General features: G+C 55.0%; 15 protein-coding genes and 6 tRNA genes. 15 read left to right on the top strand and 6 right to left on the bottom strand.

Translation table 11 applies throughout. The features are described 5' to 3' along the window. The first annotated feature begins 262 nt into the window (after positions 1-262). Positions 263-1,276 (top strand): quinone-dependent dihydroorotate dehydrogenase, encoded by a 1,014-nt coding sequence (locus INT33_RS17825; RefSeq protein ID WP_193092633.1) that lies wholly within the window; start codon positions 263-265, stop codon positions 1,274-1,276. Positions 1,277-1,382: 106 nt separating this feature from the next. On the opposite strand, the gene rmf is transcribed toward INT33_RS17825, so the two are convergent. After that, positions 1,383-1,592 carry a ribosome modulation factor gene (gene rmf, locus INT33_RS17820; RefSeq protein WP_192538941.1) on the bottom strand — a complete coding sequence of 70 codons (210 nt, stop codon included), beginning with the start codon at positions 1,590-1,592 and terminating at the stop codon, positions 1,383-1,385. 343 nt (positions 1,593-1,935) lie between these two features. Between rmf and rlmKL the strand changes: the two genes are divergently transcribed. Both rlmKL and INT33_RS17810 read left to right on the top strand, forming a co-directional pair. Beyond that, positions 1,936-4,134 (top strand): bifunctional 23S rRNA (guanine(2069)-N(7))-methyltransferase RlmK/23S rRNA (guanine(2445)-N(2))-methyltransferase RlmL, encoded by a 2,199-nt coding sequence (gene rlmKL / locus INT33_RS17815; protein WP_193092634.1) that lies wholly within the window; start codon positions 1,936-1,938, stop codon positions 4,132-4,134. A 19-nt stretch (positions 4,135-4,153) separates the two neighbouring features. Then, positions 4,154-4,486, top strand: coding sequence for a glutaredoxin family protein (locus INT33_RS17810; RefSeq protein ID WP_192538940.1), 333 nt, complete (start codon positions 4,154-4,156; stop codon positions 4,484-4,486). 60 nt (positions 4,487-4,546) lie between these two features. On the opposite strand, the gene INT33_RS17805 is transcribed toward INT33_RS17810, so the two are convergent. Further along, complete coding sequence (locus INT33_RS17805) at positions 4,547-4,828, bottom strand: hypothetical protein (protein WP_018916661.1); 282 nt, start codon at positions 4,826-4,828, stop codon at positions 4,547-4,549. Between the two features lie 275 nt (positions 4,829-5,103). Here INT33_RS17805 and pdxB point away from each other — a divergent pair, with 275 nt between their 5' ends. The 3 genes from pdxB to INT33_RS17790 all read left to right on the top strand — a co-directional run bounded on the left by pdxB (position 5,104) and on the right by INT33_RS17790 (position 8,473). Beyond that, positions 5,104-6,249, top strand: a complete 1,146-nt coding sequence (pdxB, locus tag INT33_RS17800) for a 4-phosphoerythronate dehydrogenase PdxB (RefSeq protein ID WP_193092632.1) — start codon at positions 5,104-5,106, stop codon at positions 6,247-6,249. A 171-nt stretch (positions 6,250-6,420) separates the two neighbouring features. After that, entirely contained in the window at positions 6,421-7,536 is a 1,116-nt protein-coding gene (locus INT33_RS17795; protein ID WP_225736240.1) for a cobalamin-independent methionine synthase II family protein, read from the top strand. Next, entirely contained in the window at positions 7,529-8,473 is a 945-nt protein-coding gene (locus INT33_RS17790) for a diguanylate cyclase (RefSeq protein ID WP_192538938.1), read from the top strand. Before INT33_RS17795 ends, INT33_RS17790 begins: the two co-directional genes overlap by 8 nt. Before the next feature lie 126 nt (positions 8,474-8,599). On the opposite strand, the gene htpX is transcribed toward INT33_RS17790, so the two are convergent. The 4 genes from htpX to msrB form a co-directional block, all read right to left on the bottom strand. Beyond that, positions 8,600-9,505 carry a protease HtpX gene (gene htpX, locus INT33_RS17785; RefSeq protein WP_192538937.1) on the bottom strand — a complete coding sequence of 302 codons (906 nt, stop codon included), beginning with the start codon at positions 9,503-9,505 and terminating at the stop codon, positions 8,600-8,602. Between the two features lie 107 nt (positions 9,506-9,612). Further along, positions 9,613-10,863, bottom strand: coding sequence for a pyridoxal phosphate-dependent aminotransferase (locus INT33_RS17780; RefSeq protein ID WP_225736239.1), 1,251 nt, complete (start codon positions 10,861-10,863; stop codon positions 9,613-9,615). 57 nt (positions 10,864-10,920) lie between these two features. Beyond that, on the bottom strand, positions 10,921-11,874 hold the full coding sequence (gene ylqF / locus INT33_RS17775) for a ribosome biogenesis GTPase YlqF (protein WP_192538936.1): 954 nt from the start codon (positions 11,872-11,874) through the stop codon (positions 10,921-10,923). A gap of 105 nt (positions 11,875-11,979) precedes the next feature. Further along, complete coding sequence (gene msrB, locus INT33_RS17770) at positions 11,980-12,378, bottom strand: peptide-methionine (R)-S-oxide reductase MsrB (protein WP_192538935.1); 399 nt, start codon at positions 12,376-12,378, stop codon at positions 11,980-11,982. Positions 12,379-12,684: 306 nt separating this feature from the next. On the opposite strand from msrB, the gene INT33_RS17765 reads away from it, so the two are divergent. The 9 genes from INT33_RS17765 (at position 12,685) to queF (ending at position 16,270) form a co-directional block, all read left to right on the top strand. Continuing rightward, positions 12,685-12,760 (top strand) — tRNA-Glu (locus tag INT33_RS17765). A gap of 24 nt (positions 12,761-12,784) precedes the next feature. Continuing rightward, a tRNA-Gly gene (locus INT33_RS17760) sits at positions 12,785-12,859 on the top strand. An 81-nt stretch (positions 12,860-12,940) separates the two neighbouring features. Further along, a tRNA-Glu gene (locus INT33_RS17755) sits at positions 12,941-13,016 on the top strand. 24 nt (positions 13,017-13,040) lie between these two features. Beyond that, positions 13,041-13,115: transfer RNA gene (locus tag INT33_RS17750), tRNA-Gly, on the top strand. A gap of 117 nt (positions 13,116-13,232) precedes the next feature. Then, positions 13,233-13,308, top strand: a tRNA-Glu gene (locus INT33_RS17745). A 23-nt stretch (positions 13,309-13,331) separates the two neighbouring features. After that, positions 13,332-13,406: transfer RNA gene (locus tag INT33_RS17740), tRNA-Gly, on the top strand. Positions 13,407-13,635: 229 nt separating this feature from the next. Further along, positions 13,636-14,604, top strand: a complete 969-nt coding sequence (locus INT33_RS17735) for an ABC transporter ATP-binding protein (RefSeq protein WP_193092631.1) — start codon at positions 13,636-13,638, stop codon at positions 14,602-14,604. Next, positions 14,601-15,374: an ABC transporter permease gene (locus INT33_RS17730; protein WP_193092630.1), complete on the top strand. Its 774-nt coding sequence runs from the start codon at positions 14,601-14,603 to the stop codon at positions 15,372-15,374. Before INT33_RS17735 ends, INT33_RS17730 begins: the two co-directional genes overlap by 4 nt. A 62-nt stretch (positions 15,375-15,436) precedes the next feature. After that, a complete protein-coding gene (queF, locus tag INT33_RS17725; RefSeq protein ID WP_193092629.1) occupies positions 15,437-16,270 on the top strand; it encodes an NADPH-dependent 7-cyano-7-deazaguanine reductase QueF in 834 nt (277 codons plus the stop codon). Positions 16,271-16,284: the final 14 nt, after the last annotated feature.

Genomic DNA, 16,284 nt, shown 5'->3' with positions numbered 1-16,284 from the left:
AGAAGAGTGTCTGAATTTTCGATTTTTTGTCGGCTCAAGTGAGCGTTGATGAATATCGGCAGTTATTCAGACCTTCCCTAGGTAAAACGCTTAAGCGCTGTAAATAAGCGTTGTGGAAAAAAGTAACCGTGCCTGGGCAATCCAGGCACGGTTTTTTTAGGCCTATTACACCGGTAATTGTTGAGTGCCGTGCGCCAAAAGGGCAGTTTGCGCTATACTCGGCGCCGCTCAGCACCGCTCACCTTCAAAAGAGATTTAGTCGATGTACTTACTTGCACGCTCGCTGCTCTTTCGTATTGACCCTGAAACCTCGCACGGATTGGCTTTAGGGACGTTAGACGCCTTGCATCGCGTGGGTGGCGTAGCGCCACTGGTGGGTAAGTCGATCGGCGATCCGGTCGAACTGATGGGACTGCGGTTTGCCAACCGCGTGGGGTTAGCCGCAGGGCTTGATAAAGATGCCGACCATCTTGACGCGCTGGGCGCGCTAGGTTTCGGGTTTGTCGAAGTGGGCACCGTGACGCCCAAAGCGCAGCCGGGTAACCCTAAGCCTCGCCTGTTTCGTTTGGCCGGCCATGACGCCATCATCAACCGCTTTGGGTTTAACAACAAAGGCGTTGAGCATCTAGTGGCGCAGGTTAAAAAGCGCCATTATCAGGGCGTGGTAGGGATCAATATCGGCAAAAATCTCAGCACCGCTGTGGACAATGCCCTGGATGACTATCTGATCTGCTTGGACGCTGTTCACTCGGTAGCCGACTATATTACGGTGAATATTTCCTCGCCCAATACGCCAGGGCTACGCACGCTGCAGTTTGGTGAGCAATTGGATGGCTTGCTCGGGCCAATTCGTGAGCGCAGCCGGGCCCTGGACGCGCAAGCTGAGCGCAAGGTGCCGCTATTAATTAAGATTGCACCGGATATGAGCGAAGAGGAAGTTGCGCTGGTGGCAGAAAGCATCGCCCGCAATGAGCTGGATGGCGTGATTGCCACCAACACGACCGTGTCACGTGAAGCGGTGCAAAGCGACCCGCAGGCGAGTGAGGCGGGTGGGCTTTCTGGCAAGCCTGTTTTTGAGGCGTCTAATGTGGTCATTCGCCTGCTACGCCAGCATTTGCCAACGCTTCCGATTATCGGCGTAGGCGGCATTGATAGCGCGGAAGCTGCGAAGGCCAAGATAGCGGCGGGCGCTGATTTGATTCAGCTCTACTCGGGGCTTATTTATCAAGGACCCAAATTGGTCAATGAGTGTGCCCGTGCGCTAAAAGCGCATTAATTTTTCAGCGTGAATTAAAAAACGCGCATTAAAAAACATGAGCTAAAAAGCCCGCTGAAACGCGGGCTCCATGTTCCAAAATGAAAATTAAGGAATATATAAATTGCTAGGTCATGACAAGGGGGTTTTTGTGGATACCGGAAATGCCGGTCATTCCGTCCCACTGGTCTCCGCGACCTTCACGCCAACCGCTCATCCAGTATTCGCGTAAATTGACATCTTGACTGGGACAATCATCACGGGAACGGCCGATAACACCTGCTTTATACCCGTGAACATAGGCCCGCTGGAAGCGGTCACGTTTTTGTCGTTTCATTGGCTAACCTCTTTTCATGAAAGCCTTTAAAAAGAAATAGTGCACTATGCCTTTGGCGTTAGGCCCCTATTTCGAGAGCTGACTTCAAGAGCAGGCTGCCAGCCGTGCGCTAATGTCTAGCACTCACGAGCTGAACCGGCTAGGCGGCAACCAAAACAAGCCTTTAGTCCATTAATGACCCGTTGGTCTATTAATGACCAAGACAAGCAACGCATGCGTTTTCAGTAGCTACTCTTTTATTCTTAGATCATGATGGGGGCACTTGTCGACCCCCAAATTGTCATAAGATGTAAATACATTTGCCATATATAGGAATATCGCGCGGTTACGCGCTGCCATGACTATGACCGAAACGAGTCAAAACGCCCCCCTGAACCTGCTGGCGACTTGCCCTAAAGGCATTGAAGGCCTGCTGGCCGATGAGCTGGCAGCGCTAGGCGCGACGCCTGGAAAAACCACCGTGGCTGGCGTGTACTTTACCGCCAGCCAAGCCATCGCCTACCGTGTATGCCTGTGGTCACGCCTTGCCAACCGGATCATTCTGCAGCTGGTTCGCGAGCCGATGATTGAAACGCCGGAGCAACTACGCGACGTGGTTGCCCGCATTGCCTGGACCCAGCACTTGGCGGTTGGCAAAACCCTGGCGGTGGATTTTCATGGCCGCAGTGATCACATTCGCCATACTCGATTTGGCGCCCAAACGGTAAAAGATGGCGTGGTGGACGCGCTACAGCTTGCCGGGCAGGAGCGTCCTTCCATCGATACCAAAACGCCGGATTTGCGTCTCTACGCACATCTGCATCGCGCCAACCTGACCATCGGCATCGACCTTTCGGGGGAGAGCTTGCACCGCCGGGGCTATCGTCGTGATGTCGGCCATGCGCCGCTCAAAGAAAACCTCGCGGCAGCGTTGCTGATCCGTGCTGGCTGGCCCGAGCGGGCGAAAGCCGGCGAGCCGTTGATCGATCCGCTGTGTGGTGCCGGCACGCTGCTGATTGAGGCCGCACTGATGGCCGCCGACCAGGCGCCGAACCTGGACCGTGAACGGTTCGGTTTCAAGGGCTGGGCCGGGCACGATGAGACGCTTTGGCTTGAGCAGAAGCGTGAGGCCGAAGCACGCGCCTCGATTGGTCGCAAGCGGTGTAAAACCCAGCTGTTGGGTTTTGACCAAAGCCCGGCGGCGCTATCGGCTGCAAAAACCAACGCGATGCGCGCAGGTATTCCGGCACTTATCACTCTGCACGGACAGGGCCTTGCTCAGCTGACTCGCCCCGAAACGCTATCGGCAGAACGCGGGCTTCTGATCACTAACCCGCCTTACGGTGAGCGGTTGGGCGAGCTGCCCGAGCTTGTGCGCCTGTATTCCCAGCTGGGTGAAAAAGCCAAAGCGCTGTTTCCTGGCTGGACACTGGCGATGTTTACCGGCAATCCCGACTTAGGACACCGGCTGGGCTTGCGGGCGCACAAGCAGTATGCGCTTAAAAACGGCGCGCTGGATGCCAAGCTGTTGCTGATGGATATTGGTGTGCCAGCGACGGATAGCGGCGCTCAGGCGGAAGGTAAGGGTGTTGATACGCCGCCTAAAACAGCGCCTGCCGTGTCTGAAAACGCGCAGATGTTCGCCAACCGGCTGGGCAAAAACCAGAAACGCCTCAAAAAGTGGCTAAAGCAGAGCGGTGAAACCTGTTATCGGATCTATGATGCCGATATGCCCGAGTTTGCGCTGGCGATTGACCGCTACGGCGACCGCGTACACGTTCAGGAGTACGCCGCACCTAGCTCTATCAATCCAGCTCAGGCTCAAAAGCGCCTGTTTGATGCGCTGGAAGTGCTGCCTGATGCGTTAGGCGTTGACCCCAGCAAGGTGTATATCAAACGCCGTGAGCGGCAAACCGGCACTGCCCAGTACCAAAAGCGTGAGGCCAGCGGTGAGCGTTTTGAAGTGCGTGAAGGCGATGCGCGGCTATGGGTCAACCTGCGCGATTACTTGGATACAGGGCTGTTCCTGGATCACCGGCCGGTACGCCGTATGCTGGGCGAAATGGCCCGCGGCAAGCGCTTTTTGAACCTGTTCTGCTATACCGCCACGGCCACCGTTCAGGCAGCCTTGGGCGGCGCCAGCGACAGCGTCAGCGTCGATATGTCCAACACTTACCTTGAGTGGGCGAAGGATAACTTTACCCTGAACAAGCTCGATCTACGCCTTCACCGCGTGGTACGCGATGACTGTTTCCGCTGGCTGGAAACCGCCGACGCCGAGTTTGACCTGATCTTTATGGATCCGCCGACGTTCTCCAACTCGAAGAAAATGCGCGATACGCTGGATATACAGCGTGACCATCCGCGCCTGGTGGAACTTGCCATGGCCCGGCTCGCCCCAGGTGGCACACTGGTGTTCTCGAACAACCAGCGCCGTTTCAAGCTTGATGACGCGCTTAGCCAGCATTACGCGGTAGAAGAGATCACCTCGCGCACCTTTGATCCAGACTTTCAGCGGCGCACCAACATGCACCACGTGTTCCTGCTGCGTCACCGCCGCTAGAACGTAAAGGCTTGCGGCAGTGATTTCACTTACGCTCTACACCACCCTGGGTTGCCATCTGTGCACCCAGGTGGAAGCCTTGCTGTCAGCGCTTGCCAATCAACCGGTAGCGCTTAAGCGCGTGGAGATCAGCGAGCATGCGGCCTTGCTTGAGCGCTACGGTGAGCTTATTCCGGTCGTGGTGGATAGCCAGGGCAGGGAGCTGACACGTGGATTTGAAGTGGCGCGTATGAGCGATTGGCTAGGCGAGCGCGGCTGGCTTGATGAGCACGCGCTCGCGTCGTTGATGGCGCCTGAAGATTCGCCGCCAAAAGGCATGCGCCTGCATAACGGGCGGCGTTTTCTGGGTTAGTGAGTACTCAGCCCGCTGGGTTTACGCAGGCGTGCTTAAACCTGGCTTAAAAAGTAGTGCTTAAAGCAGATCCAGCAGCGAAAGCTGACGCATGGCTTCCTGGCCTTCCGGGGTGTGGTCATCAACGTCCAGCACCTTATGAAAACCGCGCGACTTTTGAATCGTCGTCTCATCTTCCAGCCACATCTGAGCCTGCTCAAGGGTGTCGGCCAGTTGGTGCTTTAAACCGCCAAACTGGGTGCCGATTTGCCCCCAGGCACGACTGAAAATCCAGTCGCCAAACATATCTTGATGAATATGAACCAGCACATAGTCATGGTCGGTTTCCCACCTAACGATCACAAGCTTACTCCATTGATTGTTCTTAACGCTGGCCTGCCCATGAGGCACTCCCTGTCCCAAATACGATTCTCAAATACCGTTCCCAAATGCCGTTCCCAAATACCGTTCTCAAATACCATTTCCCAATTCGGTGTGGCGGGCGGTATTGTAAAGCTCGTTATCGCAAACGACCATGTCTGGCGATAAATAGCCTGGGTCTGGCTGTAAATAGGCCTGACTGAAATAGATCTGCTGTAAATAGATTTGCTTGTCCTGGGTCTTATAAGGATACCGCTGTGAAGCTGATTGTAGATGCCAACATACCCGCCGCCGAGCACTGCTTTGGTGATTTTGGCTCACTGACCCGCGTGCCGGGGCGTGAGATAAACGCTGAGCACGTCAAAGACGCCGATGCGCTGATCGTACGTTCCATCACCCAGGTAAATGCCGCACTGCTTGCCGAGAGCCCGATACGCTTTGTCGGCACCTGTACGATTGGCACTGACCACGTCGACCATGCCGTACTTGCCGAACAGGGCATTGGCTTTGCAAGCGCCCCTGGCTGCAATGCCGAAGCCGTGGTGGATTACGTGCTAAGCAGCCTGCTAACGCTTGCCGAGCGAGATGGCTGGTCGCTTCTGACGCGCACCGTCGGCGTTGTCGGCGTGGGCAATGTGGGCAGCCGTTTGTTGGCGCGGCTAACGGCGTTGGGGATTAAAACGCTGGCCTGTGATCCGCCCAGAGCGGAGCAGGAAGGCGAGAAGGGCTTTGAGTCGTTGGATACGCTGATTGACCGCTGCGATATTCTTTGCCTGCACACGCCGCTGGTAGCACAGGGGCCGCATGCCACCTATCAACTGCTTGATGCTCAGCGGATCAACGAGCTGGCCCCCGGCACCGTATTGTTGAATGCAGGGCGGGGCGACTGTGTCGATGGGCTGGCACTGCGCAGCCGCTTGACGGGTAAAGGTGATATTGCTGTCGTTTTGGATGTATGGGAGAGCGAGCCTGAAATCGATGCGAGTTTGCGTGACCTGGTAGCGCTCGCGACTCCACATATTGCCGGGCATAGCCTGGATGGCAAGCTGCGCGGCACCTGGATGATTCAGCAGTCGCTCGCCAGCCATCTTGGCCTTGCCAGTCAGGTGGCGTTTGCCGATATTTGCCCGCCGCCAGCCTTGGCGTCGCTGCATTTGCAGGATGCACTACCCGTTGAGGATGCCCTGCGTGTGTGCATGCGCGCGGTATACGATGTACGCCGGGATCACGATAGCCTGCAGCGCCAGGTACTCAAGCAGGGTGTTAAGCAGGGCTTTGATACCTGCCGGGCGAGCTACCCGCTGCGCCGCGAGTTTGCAACGCTTGACATAACGCTATCTGGTGGCGCGTTAGCCCTTGAAAGCATACTGCGTGGAGCAGGTTTTAATATACTCACAATGTGACGTCTGTATGCATACAAGTATTGTTGCCCGGCGCTGCGAGCAGCGTCGCTCGATACGGTATATGACTGATTGGCGATAAACGATTTCAGATGAAAGCGCGGCTGAGGAGTGGTAAAAGTAACTTATATCAATAAATAACTAAATTTAGTACAACCGGGCATGGGACATTAAATGACTAATTTACCGACTGGTTTACCGATAGATTTACCGACAGAGGCCATCGGCAGCATACCGCGCTCTGAAACGTTGATGCAGGCACAGCGTCAGTACGATGCAGGACAAATTGATGCGGCGGCCATGAACGCTTTTTATGATGAAGCCGTTCAACAGACGATACGCGAGCTGGAAAATACAGGGTCTCGCATTATTACTGATGGTGAGCAACGCAAGACGCATAGCTTTGCTACCTATTCAGTGGAAGGCGGTAAAAACTTTGCTCCTGATGGCCTCGAAATACCTTTCAGTGATGGTCATGTACGCCGATTGCCGCGCTTGACTGCAGGGCCTTTTCGCTACGCTTTATCCGCAGCAGAAACCCTGCCGATGGCTAAGCAGTATACTCAGCTGCCCATGAAGCAAGCCATTATTTCTGTGTCGGCACTAAGCTTGTTTTATCCCTCAGAGGCCATTGCTGGCTATAGCCGTGAAGCTTTTTTGGACGACTTGATTGACGAGCAGGAAAAAGAGATACGCGGCTGCTTCGCCGCCGGTGCACAAAAGGTGCAGATCGATTTTACGGAGGGGCGGCTGGCTCTTAAGCTCGATCCAAGCGGCAGTGTACTCAACAGCTTTATCGAGCTGAATAACCGGGTTCTGGCGCGGCTCACCGATGCCGAGCGCCAGTCCATTGGCATCCATACTTGTCCTGGCGCCGACCATGACGCCACGCATAGCGCCGATGTGGATTACGCTGAACTTCTTCCCAGCCTCTTTGAACTCAATGCCGGCAGTTTCTATATTGCCATGGCCGCGGAAGCAGACCCTGAACGTGGATTAAAAATCGTCGCCCGCTATCTGAAACCATGGCAGCGCGCGTTTATCGGGGTTATTGATGTCAATAACCCCGATATTGAAACACCTGAAGAGGTTTGCGCTCGCATAATGCAGGCGGCACGCTACATACCCTTGGAGCAGCTAGGCACCACCGATGATTGCGGATTTTCACCGTTCTGTGATGACATCTCTACATCTCGGGCAACCGCTTTTGCAAAAATTAAAGCACGCGTGGAGGGGACAGCGATGGCAGTAGAGCAACTGGCATCGCAAAATGGCGTGCTGCATGGATAAAGCGCCCTTCACCCAAAGCGTAGCCATTTTCGATGCAAGCGAGCGCCTGGTCGACTGGAGCGCGGGGTTCGGCGAAGAGTTTGCGGATGCCGCATCCATCTTGAGCCAGGGCATCAGCGCACGGGATATTTACGCTATGTGCCTGCTACCAGAGCGAGCGCTGGATCTTTCCTGGGCATCAGGCGGCACCCCACCGCCTGTTTTTGAATATATCAATAACCGGCGCTCTATCGCGGTCGAGCAACACCTGGGTGCCAATGGCTATGTTTTTCGTATTGCTCAAAGCACTCAGGCCACGCCTCAGCTTCACCCTTCCATGCTTGATGAAAGCGCTGAACTGCTGCGCTCAGCCGCGTTGCAAATTTCAGCCGCGGTACTTAAACGCCGTGAACAGGAAACCCATCGCCTGCATGAGCTTGCGCTCACAGACGGCCTGACAGGCATCGCCAACCGACGCTACTTCGATGAATTGCTTGATATTGAATGGCAGCGTTGTAAAAAAAGCCGACTACCCCTTTCGACCATTTTCATCGATATCGATTTTTTTAAACGCTATAACGATTTTTACGGACATCTAAGTGGAGATGTATGTCTAAAAATCATTGCCTCGACGCTAAGGGCCAATTTGCACCGTCCAAGAGATCTTGTGGCACGCTATGGTGGCGAAGAGTTTACCTGTTTATTGCCAGAAACCGACCTGCGCGATGCTGCTCATAAAGCCGCAGAACTTGAGAAGGCCATTAGAGCGCTGGCTATTCCGCATGGAAAATCAGAGGCCGCATCCATTGTGACCATTAGTCTGGGCGTTTCCACGGCGCAGTGCATTATGGGCGATGATTCGTCGGTGCTGATAAGAGCTGCTGATCAATTACTTTACGATGCCAAGGCAGCCGGAAGGGGGTGTGTACGCTCGGCGCTTTGCACATCCATGGGTTAGCCGTATCGGGCTTGTGTACGGAAAAGTACATCAAAAAGTGGATAGTAAAGCGTTGCAACGTGGCAATCTCAGCCTGCAATAGCAGGGCAGTATCGAGATCGCCACGTGATATTGGCTAATTAAGACTTACTGGCGATAAGCCGCTTCTTTCAGCGCCCGAATACGCTCATCTAGCGGCGGGTGACTAGCAAACAGCTGCTCAAGCAACGAGCGCGTCTGGCCTTTGGTGATCGCCATGGCACGCATGGTGTCAGGCATTTGGTCCGGCAGTTCGGTTTCCGCTTTCAGCCGGGCGAGGGCGTTCACCATGGAGCCCGTACCTGCTAACCGAGCACCAGCTTCGTCGGCACGGTATTCGCGGTAGCGTGAGAACCACGCAACGATAGCCGAAGCCACAATTCCAAATACAATTTCCGCAACAATGACTACCGCGAAGTAGCCCATAAAGCCCAGACCGCCTTCGCCGCCGCTACGGCTTTTAAGAAAACCATCCACCAGCTGAGCCACCACGCGGGCAAAGAACATTACAAAGGTGTTTACCACGCCCTGAATCAGCGCCAGCGTTACCATGTCGCCATTGGCCACGTGGCCAATTTCGTGGGCAAGCACCGCGCGCACCTCGTCAGGGCGCATCCGGTTTAAAAGCCCGGCTGACACCGCCACCAGCGCGTCATCCTTATTCCAGCCCGTAGCAAAGGCGTTTGATTGCTGGGCAGGGAAGATGCCTACCTCGGGCGTTTTAATGCCTGCCTCGCGGGAGAGCTCTGCCACCGTATCTACCAGCCACTGCTCGGTGGCGTTGGAGGGAGACTCAATAATTACCGTGCCGGTACTACGTTTCGCCATCCATTTGGAAATAAACAGCGAGATCAGCGAGCCGACCATGCCGAAGATAAAGCAGAAGATCAGCAGGCTGGTAAAGTTGATTCCCTGGCTGCGTAAGTAACCCTCAACGCCAAACAGGCGCAGCGTAATACTGGCGACAAGCAGCACCGCCAGGTTGGTGGCTAAAAACAGCACAATTCGCATCATGGTGCAGGTTCTCCGTAAGAGGTCATCAATGCGTTACCGGGTTTTCAAGCCCTAGAATGCTTGTTTAGATACGTACACTTCATGGCAGTTTCAAGTCACAGCGCGCTTTATTGGCGGTAGCGCGACAGGAAATTAGCGAATCTGTCCAGAGCGTCGCCTAGCTGGTCGGCCCAGGGCAACGTCACGATGCGCACGTGATCGGGTTCCGGCCAGTTAAACGCCGTGCCCTGCACCAGCAGAATCTTCTCCTGCAAAAGCAGGTCCAGCACCAGTTTCTGGTCATCCTGAATATTGAAGACCTTGGGATCTAGGCGCGGAAACGCATAGAGCGCGCCTTTCGGCTTGACGCAGGATACCCCAGGGATGGCATTGAGCTTCTCCACCGTGATATCGCGCTGAGCCAATAAGCGGCCACCCGGCAGAATTAAATCATTGATGGACTGGTAACCACCCAGCGCCGTTTGAATCGCATGCTGGGCAGGTACGTTGGCGCACAGACGCATGGAGGCCAGCATGGTCAGGCCCTGAATAAAGTCTTTGGCGCGCTGTTTGGCAGTCGTGCCGGAAATCGTCATCCAGCCGGAGCGAAAGCCCGCGCAGCGGTAGCTTTTCGACAGCCCGTTCATGGTAATCACCAACTGGTCATCGTCTGCCAGGGCGCCGGTCGCGGTATGTTCTACGCCGTCATAAAGGATCTTGTCGTAGATCTCATCAGAGAACACTACTAGGTTGTGCTCTTTGGCCACGGCCAATACGTCGCGCACCACGGCCGGTGGATAAACTGCGCCGGTCGGGTTGTTGGGGTTAATCAACACAATCGCGCGGGTACGGCTGGTGATCTTGGTGCGGATATCGGCAATATCCGGGGTCCAGTCGGCCTGCTCATCGCATAAGTAATGCACCCCGTGACCACCTGAAAGGTGGGCGGCTGCAGTCCATAGCGGGTAGTCCGGCGCGGGGATCAGGACTTCATCGCCATCGTTTAATAGCGCCTGCATGCACATCACGATCAGCTCGGATACACCGTTGCCGATGTAAATATCTTCAATGCCAACGCCCGGAATTTCCTTGCGCTGGCACTCCTGCATGATCGCCTTGCGCGCCGAGTATAGGCCTTTGGAATCACAATAGCCCTGGGCGGTGGGCAAGTTGCGCATCACATCCTGCAAAATCTCTTCAGGTGCTTCAAACCCAAACGGTGCCGGGTTGCCAATATTAAGCTTTAAAATCCGCTGGCCTTCATCTTCCAGCCGTTTGGCGTGGTCAAGAACCGGGCCACGGATGTCGTAGCAGACGTTATGCAGCTTGTGGGATTTTTTTAGCATCTGGGGAGGCGCTTGAAGCTGAGAGGTTTCCATGTGTGATTTATCCAAGAGTGTCCAAAGGCCGTGCGACGGCACCGGTCGGTTTGCTCATTATGCGTCGGAAAGTACTTGATTGTCTTCGTCGTTATGCACAATAGGCGGCGGAATATCGTTAGGCGTTTCAAGCGTCAGGCGGCCAAGCTTGCCATCACGCAGTTCGTGGAGCAGCACTTCGGCACCACGGTGCAAATCCACTTCGCCGCCCGCGCGTAGACCGCCCCGTTTACCGGCAATTTCTTTCAAAATGGCATGGCCATCAAACCCGGCAATCGCCAGGAAGTCCGGTTTTTTTGGCCCATCCGCATCGACTTCATTGCTAACCGGCGCCTCATAGGTGGGCAGGGCCTTTAGCTTATAGCGAGCGGTCAGCTCAGTGGGGTAGCGCTTGGCAAGCTCGGCGCTGGTCACAATCGCCACGTCGGTATACTCGATCGCGGTATCCCGAATAGCCCCGCTTGCCGCCAGCCGGTAGGCGCTTGCCTGGTCTTCAATTTTGGGCCACAGCACCCCAGGCGTATCAATCAACGCCACGCGCCCATCAATACGTACCTTTTGCTGGCGCTTGGTTACCGCCGGCTCGTTGCCGGTTTTAGCAATTTTTCGCCCAGCCAGGCCGTTAATCAGCGTGGATTTCCCCACGTTGGGAATGCCCATCACCATCACCCGAACGTCGCGGTCGGCGCGTACGGCACCTGCAAGCTCGTGGCAAAGCTTGGGGATTTTCTTGAGCTCACGGGTGTTGGTCGTGGTGATCGCAAGCGCTCGGGTATCGTCCTGGGCATCAAAAAACGCCACCCATTCGGCGGTGCGCTCAGGGTCGGCAAGGTCCGTCCGGGAGAGGATTTTCAGCACCGGCTTGTGCCGGGTCAGCTCGGCCAGCATCGGGTTGGCGCTGGAGTAGGGCAGGCGTGCGTCCAATACTTCAATGACCACGTCGATTTCCGGCAGCGCATCCTTTATCTGGCGGCGGGCCTTGTTCATATGTCCGGGGAACCAGCCGAGCATGAGTTTCTCCTACAAGCACAAAAAACGGGCATAAAAAAGCGAGCAACCATTCTACCAGATGGTGCCCGCTTTGCCGGAGTTCGTTATACGTTTATGGCGTAACGCTTACTCGTCCGGATGGAACTCAAGCGATACGGAGTTGATGCAGTAGCGAAGCCCCGTAGATTCCGGCGGCCCGTCAGGAAACACGTGACCCAAATGAGCATCGCAGTGGGAACACACTACTTCCGTACGCACCATGCCGTGAGACGTATCGCTATGCTCTTCAACACGGTGGCTGCCAAGCGGCCTGTCGAAGCTTGGCCAGCCACAGCCAGCATCAAACTTGTGCTCGTTTTCAAACAGCGGCGCATGGCAGCAGACGCAGTGATAAATACCCTGAGCGTCGCGAACCTGATAATCGCCCGTAAAAGGGCGCTCGGTGCCTTTCTCACGTGCTACCCGGTACTGCTCGGGGGTCAGCTGTTCACGCCACTGCTCGGGGGATTTTTCAATTTTGGCCATTTAATGTCTCCTTTCCCTCTATTACTTGCAGGCTAGCGTACTCTTTTCAGTAAAGACAGATTTTGGTAAGACAGAACACATCAGTAAACACACAACCTCTGATGGTTAAGAGCAGGGTCTGCTGAGACAGCATAGCATCCACCTGAGTTCGGTGGGCTAAAGGACGTAACCGCCGGTTAATAGTAAAGGTAAGCACGGGGCTTAACAGAGCTTTGTGCACAGATAGAAAGCAGAGCGATATCAGAGTACTTGACAGAAACTCATGCTCTGAGTAATATACGCGCCACCTCGACGAGGCAATGAAACGTCCCATTCGTCTAGTGGTCTAGGACACCGCCCTTTCACGGCGGTAACAGGGGTTCGAACCCCCTATGGGACGCCAATTACATCGTTAGGGTATCGGAGTGCGGGAATAGCTCAGTGGTAGAGCATCGCCTTGCCAAGGCGAGGGTCGAGAGTTCGAATCTCTTTTCCCGCTCCAATTTGGTTGTGTGGTTAAGTAAGTGCAGGTCGAGAGCTGGTGCGCCAGTCCGATCGAATCTCTTTTCCCGCTCCAAAAAACGTCCCATTCGTCTAGTGGTCTAGGACACCGCCCTTTCACGGCGGTAACAGGGGTTCGAACCCCCTATGGGACGCCAATCCGATTACGAAAAATTGATTAAGCGGGAATAGCTCAGTGGTAGAGCATCGCCTTGCCAAGGCGAGGGTCGAGAGTTCGAATCTCTTTTCCCGCTCCAATCAAGTGATTGATAGTGTGGTTAAGCAAGTGCAGGTCGAGAGCTGGTGCGCCAGTCCGATCAAATCTCTTTTCCCGCTCCAATCAAGCAAAATATTGATAAGTTAGATGTTTATACGTCCCATTCGTCTAGTGGCCTAGGACACCGCCCTTTCACGGCGGTAACAGGGGTTCGAACCCCCTATGGGACGCCATCTAGCAAGTGCATGTTTACGTTGCGGGAATAGCTCAGTGGTAGAGCATCGCCTTGCCAAGGCGAGGGTCGAGAGTTCGAATCTCTTTTCCCGCTCCATGTAAACACCTGCCCAGGTTTGATTTGTTGTACTTTCCCTCGCTGTAACCTTTCTATTGCATCATGTGTTTATTAGTGGCGCCCTTGAGCGTTATTTCGCATGTCTGCTACTTCGTTAAGCTTATTGCACTTTACTACGCTGGCTTGAAAAAAAAGCGCAATGCCCCGATATCATGGCTTTTCAAGCTCAAGCATTTTTATGCCCCTATTTTGCTGACAGGACATCTTTATGGCCGAACCGGCATTGTCTATCCGTGGCCTTACAAAGGTGTACGGCAACGGCTTTCAAGCGTTAAAAGGTATTGATCTCGACGTCCAACAGGGCGATTTTTTTGCCTTGTTGGGCCCCAACGGCGCGGGTAAATCCACCACCCTCGGCGTGGTGTGCTCACTGGTGCAGAAGTCGGAAGGCAAGGTGTCGATTTTTGGTATCGATATCGACAAGGACTTCGCCAAGGCCAAGTACCAGCTGGGTGTGGTTCCCCAGGAGTTCAACTTTAACCAGTTCGAGAAGGTGCTCGATATCGTGCTGGCGCAAGCGGGCTATTACGGCATGACCCGCCGTGAAGCGCTGCCGCGTGCCGAGCAGCTACTGCGTGACCTTGGCCTATGGGACAAGCGCAACGGCAACGCGCGCATGCTTTCCGGCGGTATGAAGCGCCGCCTGATGATTGCTCGGGCGCTGATGCACCGCCCCAAGCTATTAATTCTAGATGAGCCTACGGCAGGTGTGGATATCGAACTGCGCCGCAGCATGTGGGAATACATGCGCCGCATCAATCAGGATGAAGGCACCACGATTATTCTGACCACTCACTATCTGGAAGAAGCGGAAAGCCTGTGCCGCAATATCGCGATCATCAATCATGGCGAAATTGTCCGCAATACTAGCGTGCGCGAACTGCTCGCCGAGCTTAATACCGAAACCTTCCTGCTTGATTTAGCCGAGCCGGTTAGTTCGCCGCCTGTGATCGAAGGGTTTGAAATTACCCAGGTTGAGCCTTCGCAGCTGGCGCTGGTGATTCATCGCGGCCAGCAGTTGAACGATGTGTTTAAAGTGTTAAGCGAGCAGGGGATGCAGGTGGTTTCCATGCGCAACCGCGCCAACCGGCTGGAAGAGATGTTCGTATCAATGGTAGAGGCAGGCAACAACGCGATAGATAAGCGCGCCGAACTGGACAAGGAGGCGCAGGCATGAATGCGACGCAAACGCTCGTAGCGCTCTGGACGCTGGTACTTAAAGAGATCAAGCGCTTTACGCGCATCTGGCCGCAAACGCTGCTGCCGCCGTCTATCACCATGGCGATGTACTTCATCATTTTTGGCAATCTGATTGGCTCGCGTATTGGAGATATGGACGGTTTCTCCTACATGGACTTTATCGTCCCCGGCCTGATCATGATGTCGGTGATCACCAACAGCTACTCTAACGTGGCCTCAAGCTTCTTCTCGAACAAGTTTCAGCGCTCGGTGGAAGAGCTGATGGTTTCACCCATGCCGAACTGGGTGATTCTATCCGGGTTTATTTTAGGCGGTATGGCGCGTGGTCTGGGCGTCGGCCTGATCGTCACGCTGGTATCGCTATTCTTTACCCAACTGACGGTCGAGCATCCGTTATTAACCATACTGGTGGTGGTATTAACCTCGGCGCTGTTCTCGATTGGCGGCTTTATCAACGCGCTGCTGGCCAACAAGTTTGACGATATTTCTATCGTGCCGACGTTTATTCTGACCCCGCTGACCTACCTGGGCGGCGTGTTCTACTCCATTTCCATGCTGCCCAATTTCTGGCAGGGCGTGTCGATGTTGAACCCCATCCTGTACATGGTTAACGTCTTCCGTTACGGGTTCCTGGGCGTATCGGACATTCCGGTAGGCTGGGCGCTGGCGGCCATCTTTGGCTTTATCATTGTGCTATTTTTCGTCGCGCTAAGCATGCTGGAGCGTGGCAAAGGCATTCGCAGTTAAGCGTATTACCGTTATCAAGATACCGTTTATAAAGATACCGTTTATAAAGAGAGCACTGCCCTATGGCACATCGCCCCGATACCTTAGAGCACGCGCCCCTGGGGCGCGATTCCGCCTACCCAGAGCAGTACGATGCCGGGCTACTGTTTCCCATTCCCCGTGCCGCCAACCGCGCGCCGTTAGGGATTGAAGAGGGCAAGCTACCTTTTGTCGGCGAGGATGAATGGCACGCCTTTGAGGTTTCCTGGCTTAACGCCCGCGGCAAGCCCATCGTGGCCGTGGCCCGTTTTCGCCTTCCGGCGGATTCGCCGAGCCTGATCGAATCCAAATCCTGGAAGCTCTACCTCAACAGCTTTAACCAGACGCGTGTGGAAAGCCGCGAGGCAGTGGTCGAAACATTGACTCGCGACTTGAGCGCGGCTGCCGGTGCCCCGGTAAGCGTTGAGCTACTCGGTGTGGAAGACGCCGAGCTTGCCCCTCAGCCGTTACCCGGCGACTGCCTGGATGAGCTGGACATCGAAGTAAGCGATTACACACCCAGCGCTGCCCATTTAGCGGTAAGCGATGAGGTGGTGGAAGAAACGCTGCACTCGCACCTGCTCAAATCCAACTGCCCGGTGACCGGTCAGCCCGACTGGGGCAGCGTGATGATTCGCTATAAAGGCCCGAAGCTTGATCGCGAAGGGGTGCTGCGCTACCTGATCGGCTATCGCCAGCATCAGGACTTTCACGAGCACTGTGTCGAGCATATCTTCACCGACCTGATGGCGTACGCCAAACCTACCGAGCTTTTGGTACTCGCGCGCTATGTGCGCCGGGGCGGGTTGGATATCAGCCCCTGGCGCGCCACGCCCGGCCTTGCGCCGCCAAGCCCCTTGCGTCTGGCAAGACAGTAAGCGACTGCGCTACA

The sequence above is a fragment of the Halomonas colorata genome, from assembly GCF_014897985.1.
Lineage (GTDB): Bacteria > Pseudomonadota > Gammaproteobacteria > Pseudomonadales > Halomonadaceae > Vreelandella > Vreelandella colorata.
This window is presented reverse-complemented; position numbering and strand designations above follow the sequence as displayed.

Excerpts from the sequence above, each read along its gene's own strand:
- INT33_RS17730 (WP_193092630.1), top strand. The coding sequence starts at position 14,601 with ATGAATGCGACGCAAACGCTCGTAGCGCTCTGGACGCTGGTACTTAAA.
- rmf (WP_192538941.1), bottom strand. The coding sequence starts at position 1,592 with ATGAAACGACAAAAACGTGACCGCTTCCAGCGGGCCTATGTTCACGGG.
- INT33_RS17790 (WP_192538938.1), top strand. The coding sequence starts at position 7,529 with ATGGATAAAGCGCCCTTCACCCAAAGCGTAGCCATTTTCGATGCAAGC.
- INT33_RS17825 (WP_193092633.1), top strand. The coding sequence starts at position 263 with ATGTACTTACTTGCACGCTCGCTGCTCTTTCGTATTGACCCTGAAACC.
- INT33_RS17795 (WP_225736240.1), top strand. The coding sequence starts at position 6,421 with ATGACTAATTTACCGACTGGTTTACCGATAGATTTACCGACAGAGGCC.
- queF (WP_193092629.1), top strand. The coding sequence starts at position 15,437 with ATGGCACATCGCCCCGATACCTTAGAGCACGCGCCCCTGGGGCGCGAT.
- ylqF (WP_192538936.1), bottom strand. The coding sequence starts at position 11,874 with ATGCTCGGCTGGTTCCCCGGACATATGAACAAGGCCCGCCGCCAGATA.
- INT33_RS17780 (WP_225736239.1), bottom strand. The coding sequence starts at position 10,863 with ATGGAAACCTCTCAGCTTCAAGCGCCTCCCCAGATGCTAAAAAAATCC.
- htpX (WP_192538937.1), bottom strand. The coding sequence starts at position 9,505 with ATGATGCGAATTGTGCTGTTTTTAGCCACCAACCTGGCGGTGCTGCTT.
- INT33_RS17735 (WP_193092631.1), top strand. The coding sequence starts at position 13,636 with ATGGCCGAACCGGCATTGTCTATCCGTGGCCTTACAAAGGTGTACGGC.
- msrB (WP_192538935.1), bottom strand. The coding sequence starts at position 12,378 with ATGGCCAAAATTGAAAAATCCCCCGAGCAGTGGCGTGAACAGCTGACC.
- rlmKL (WP_193092634.1), top strand. The coding sequence starts at position 1,936 with ATGACCGAAACGAGTCAAAACGCCCCCCTGAACCTGCTGGCGACTTGC.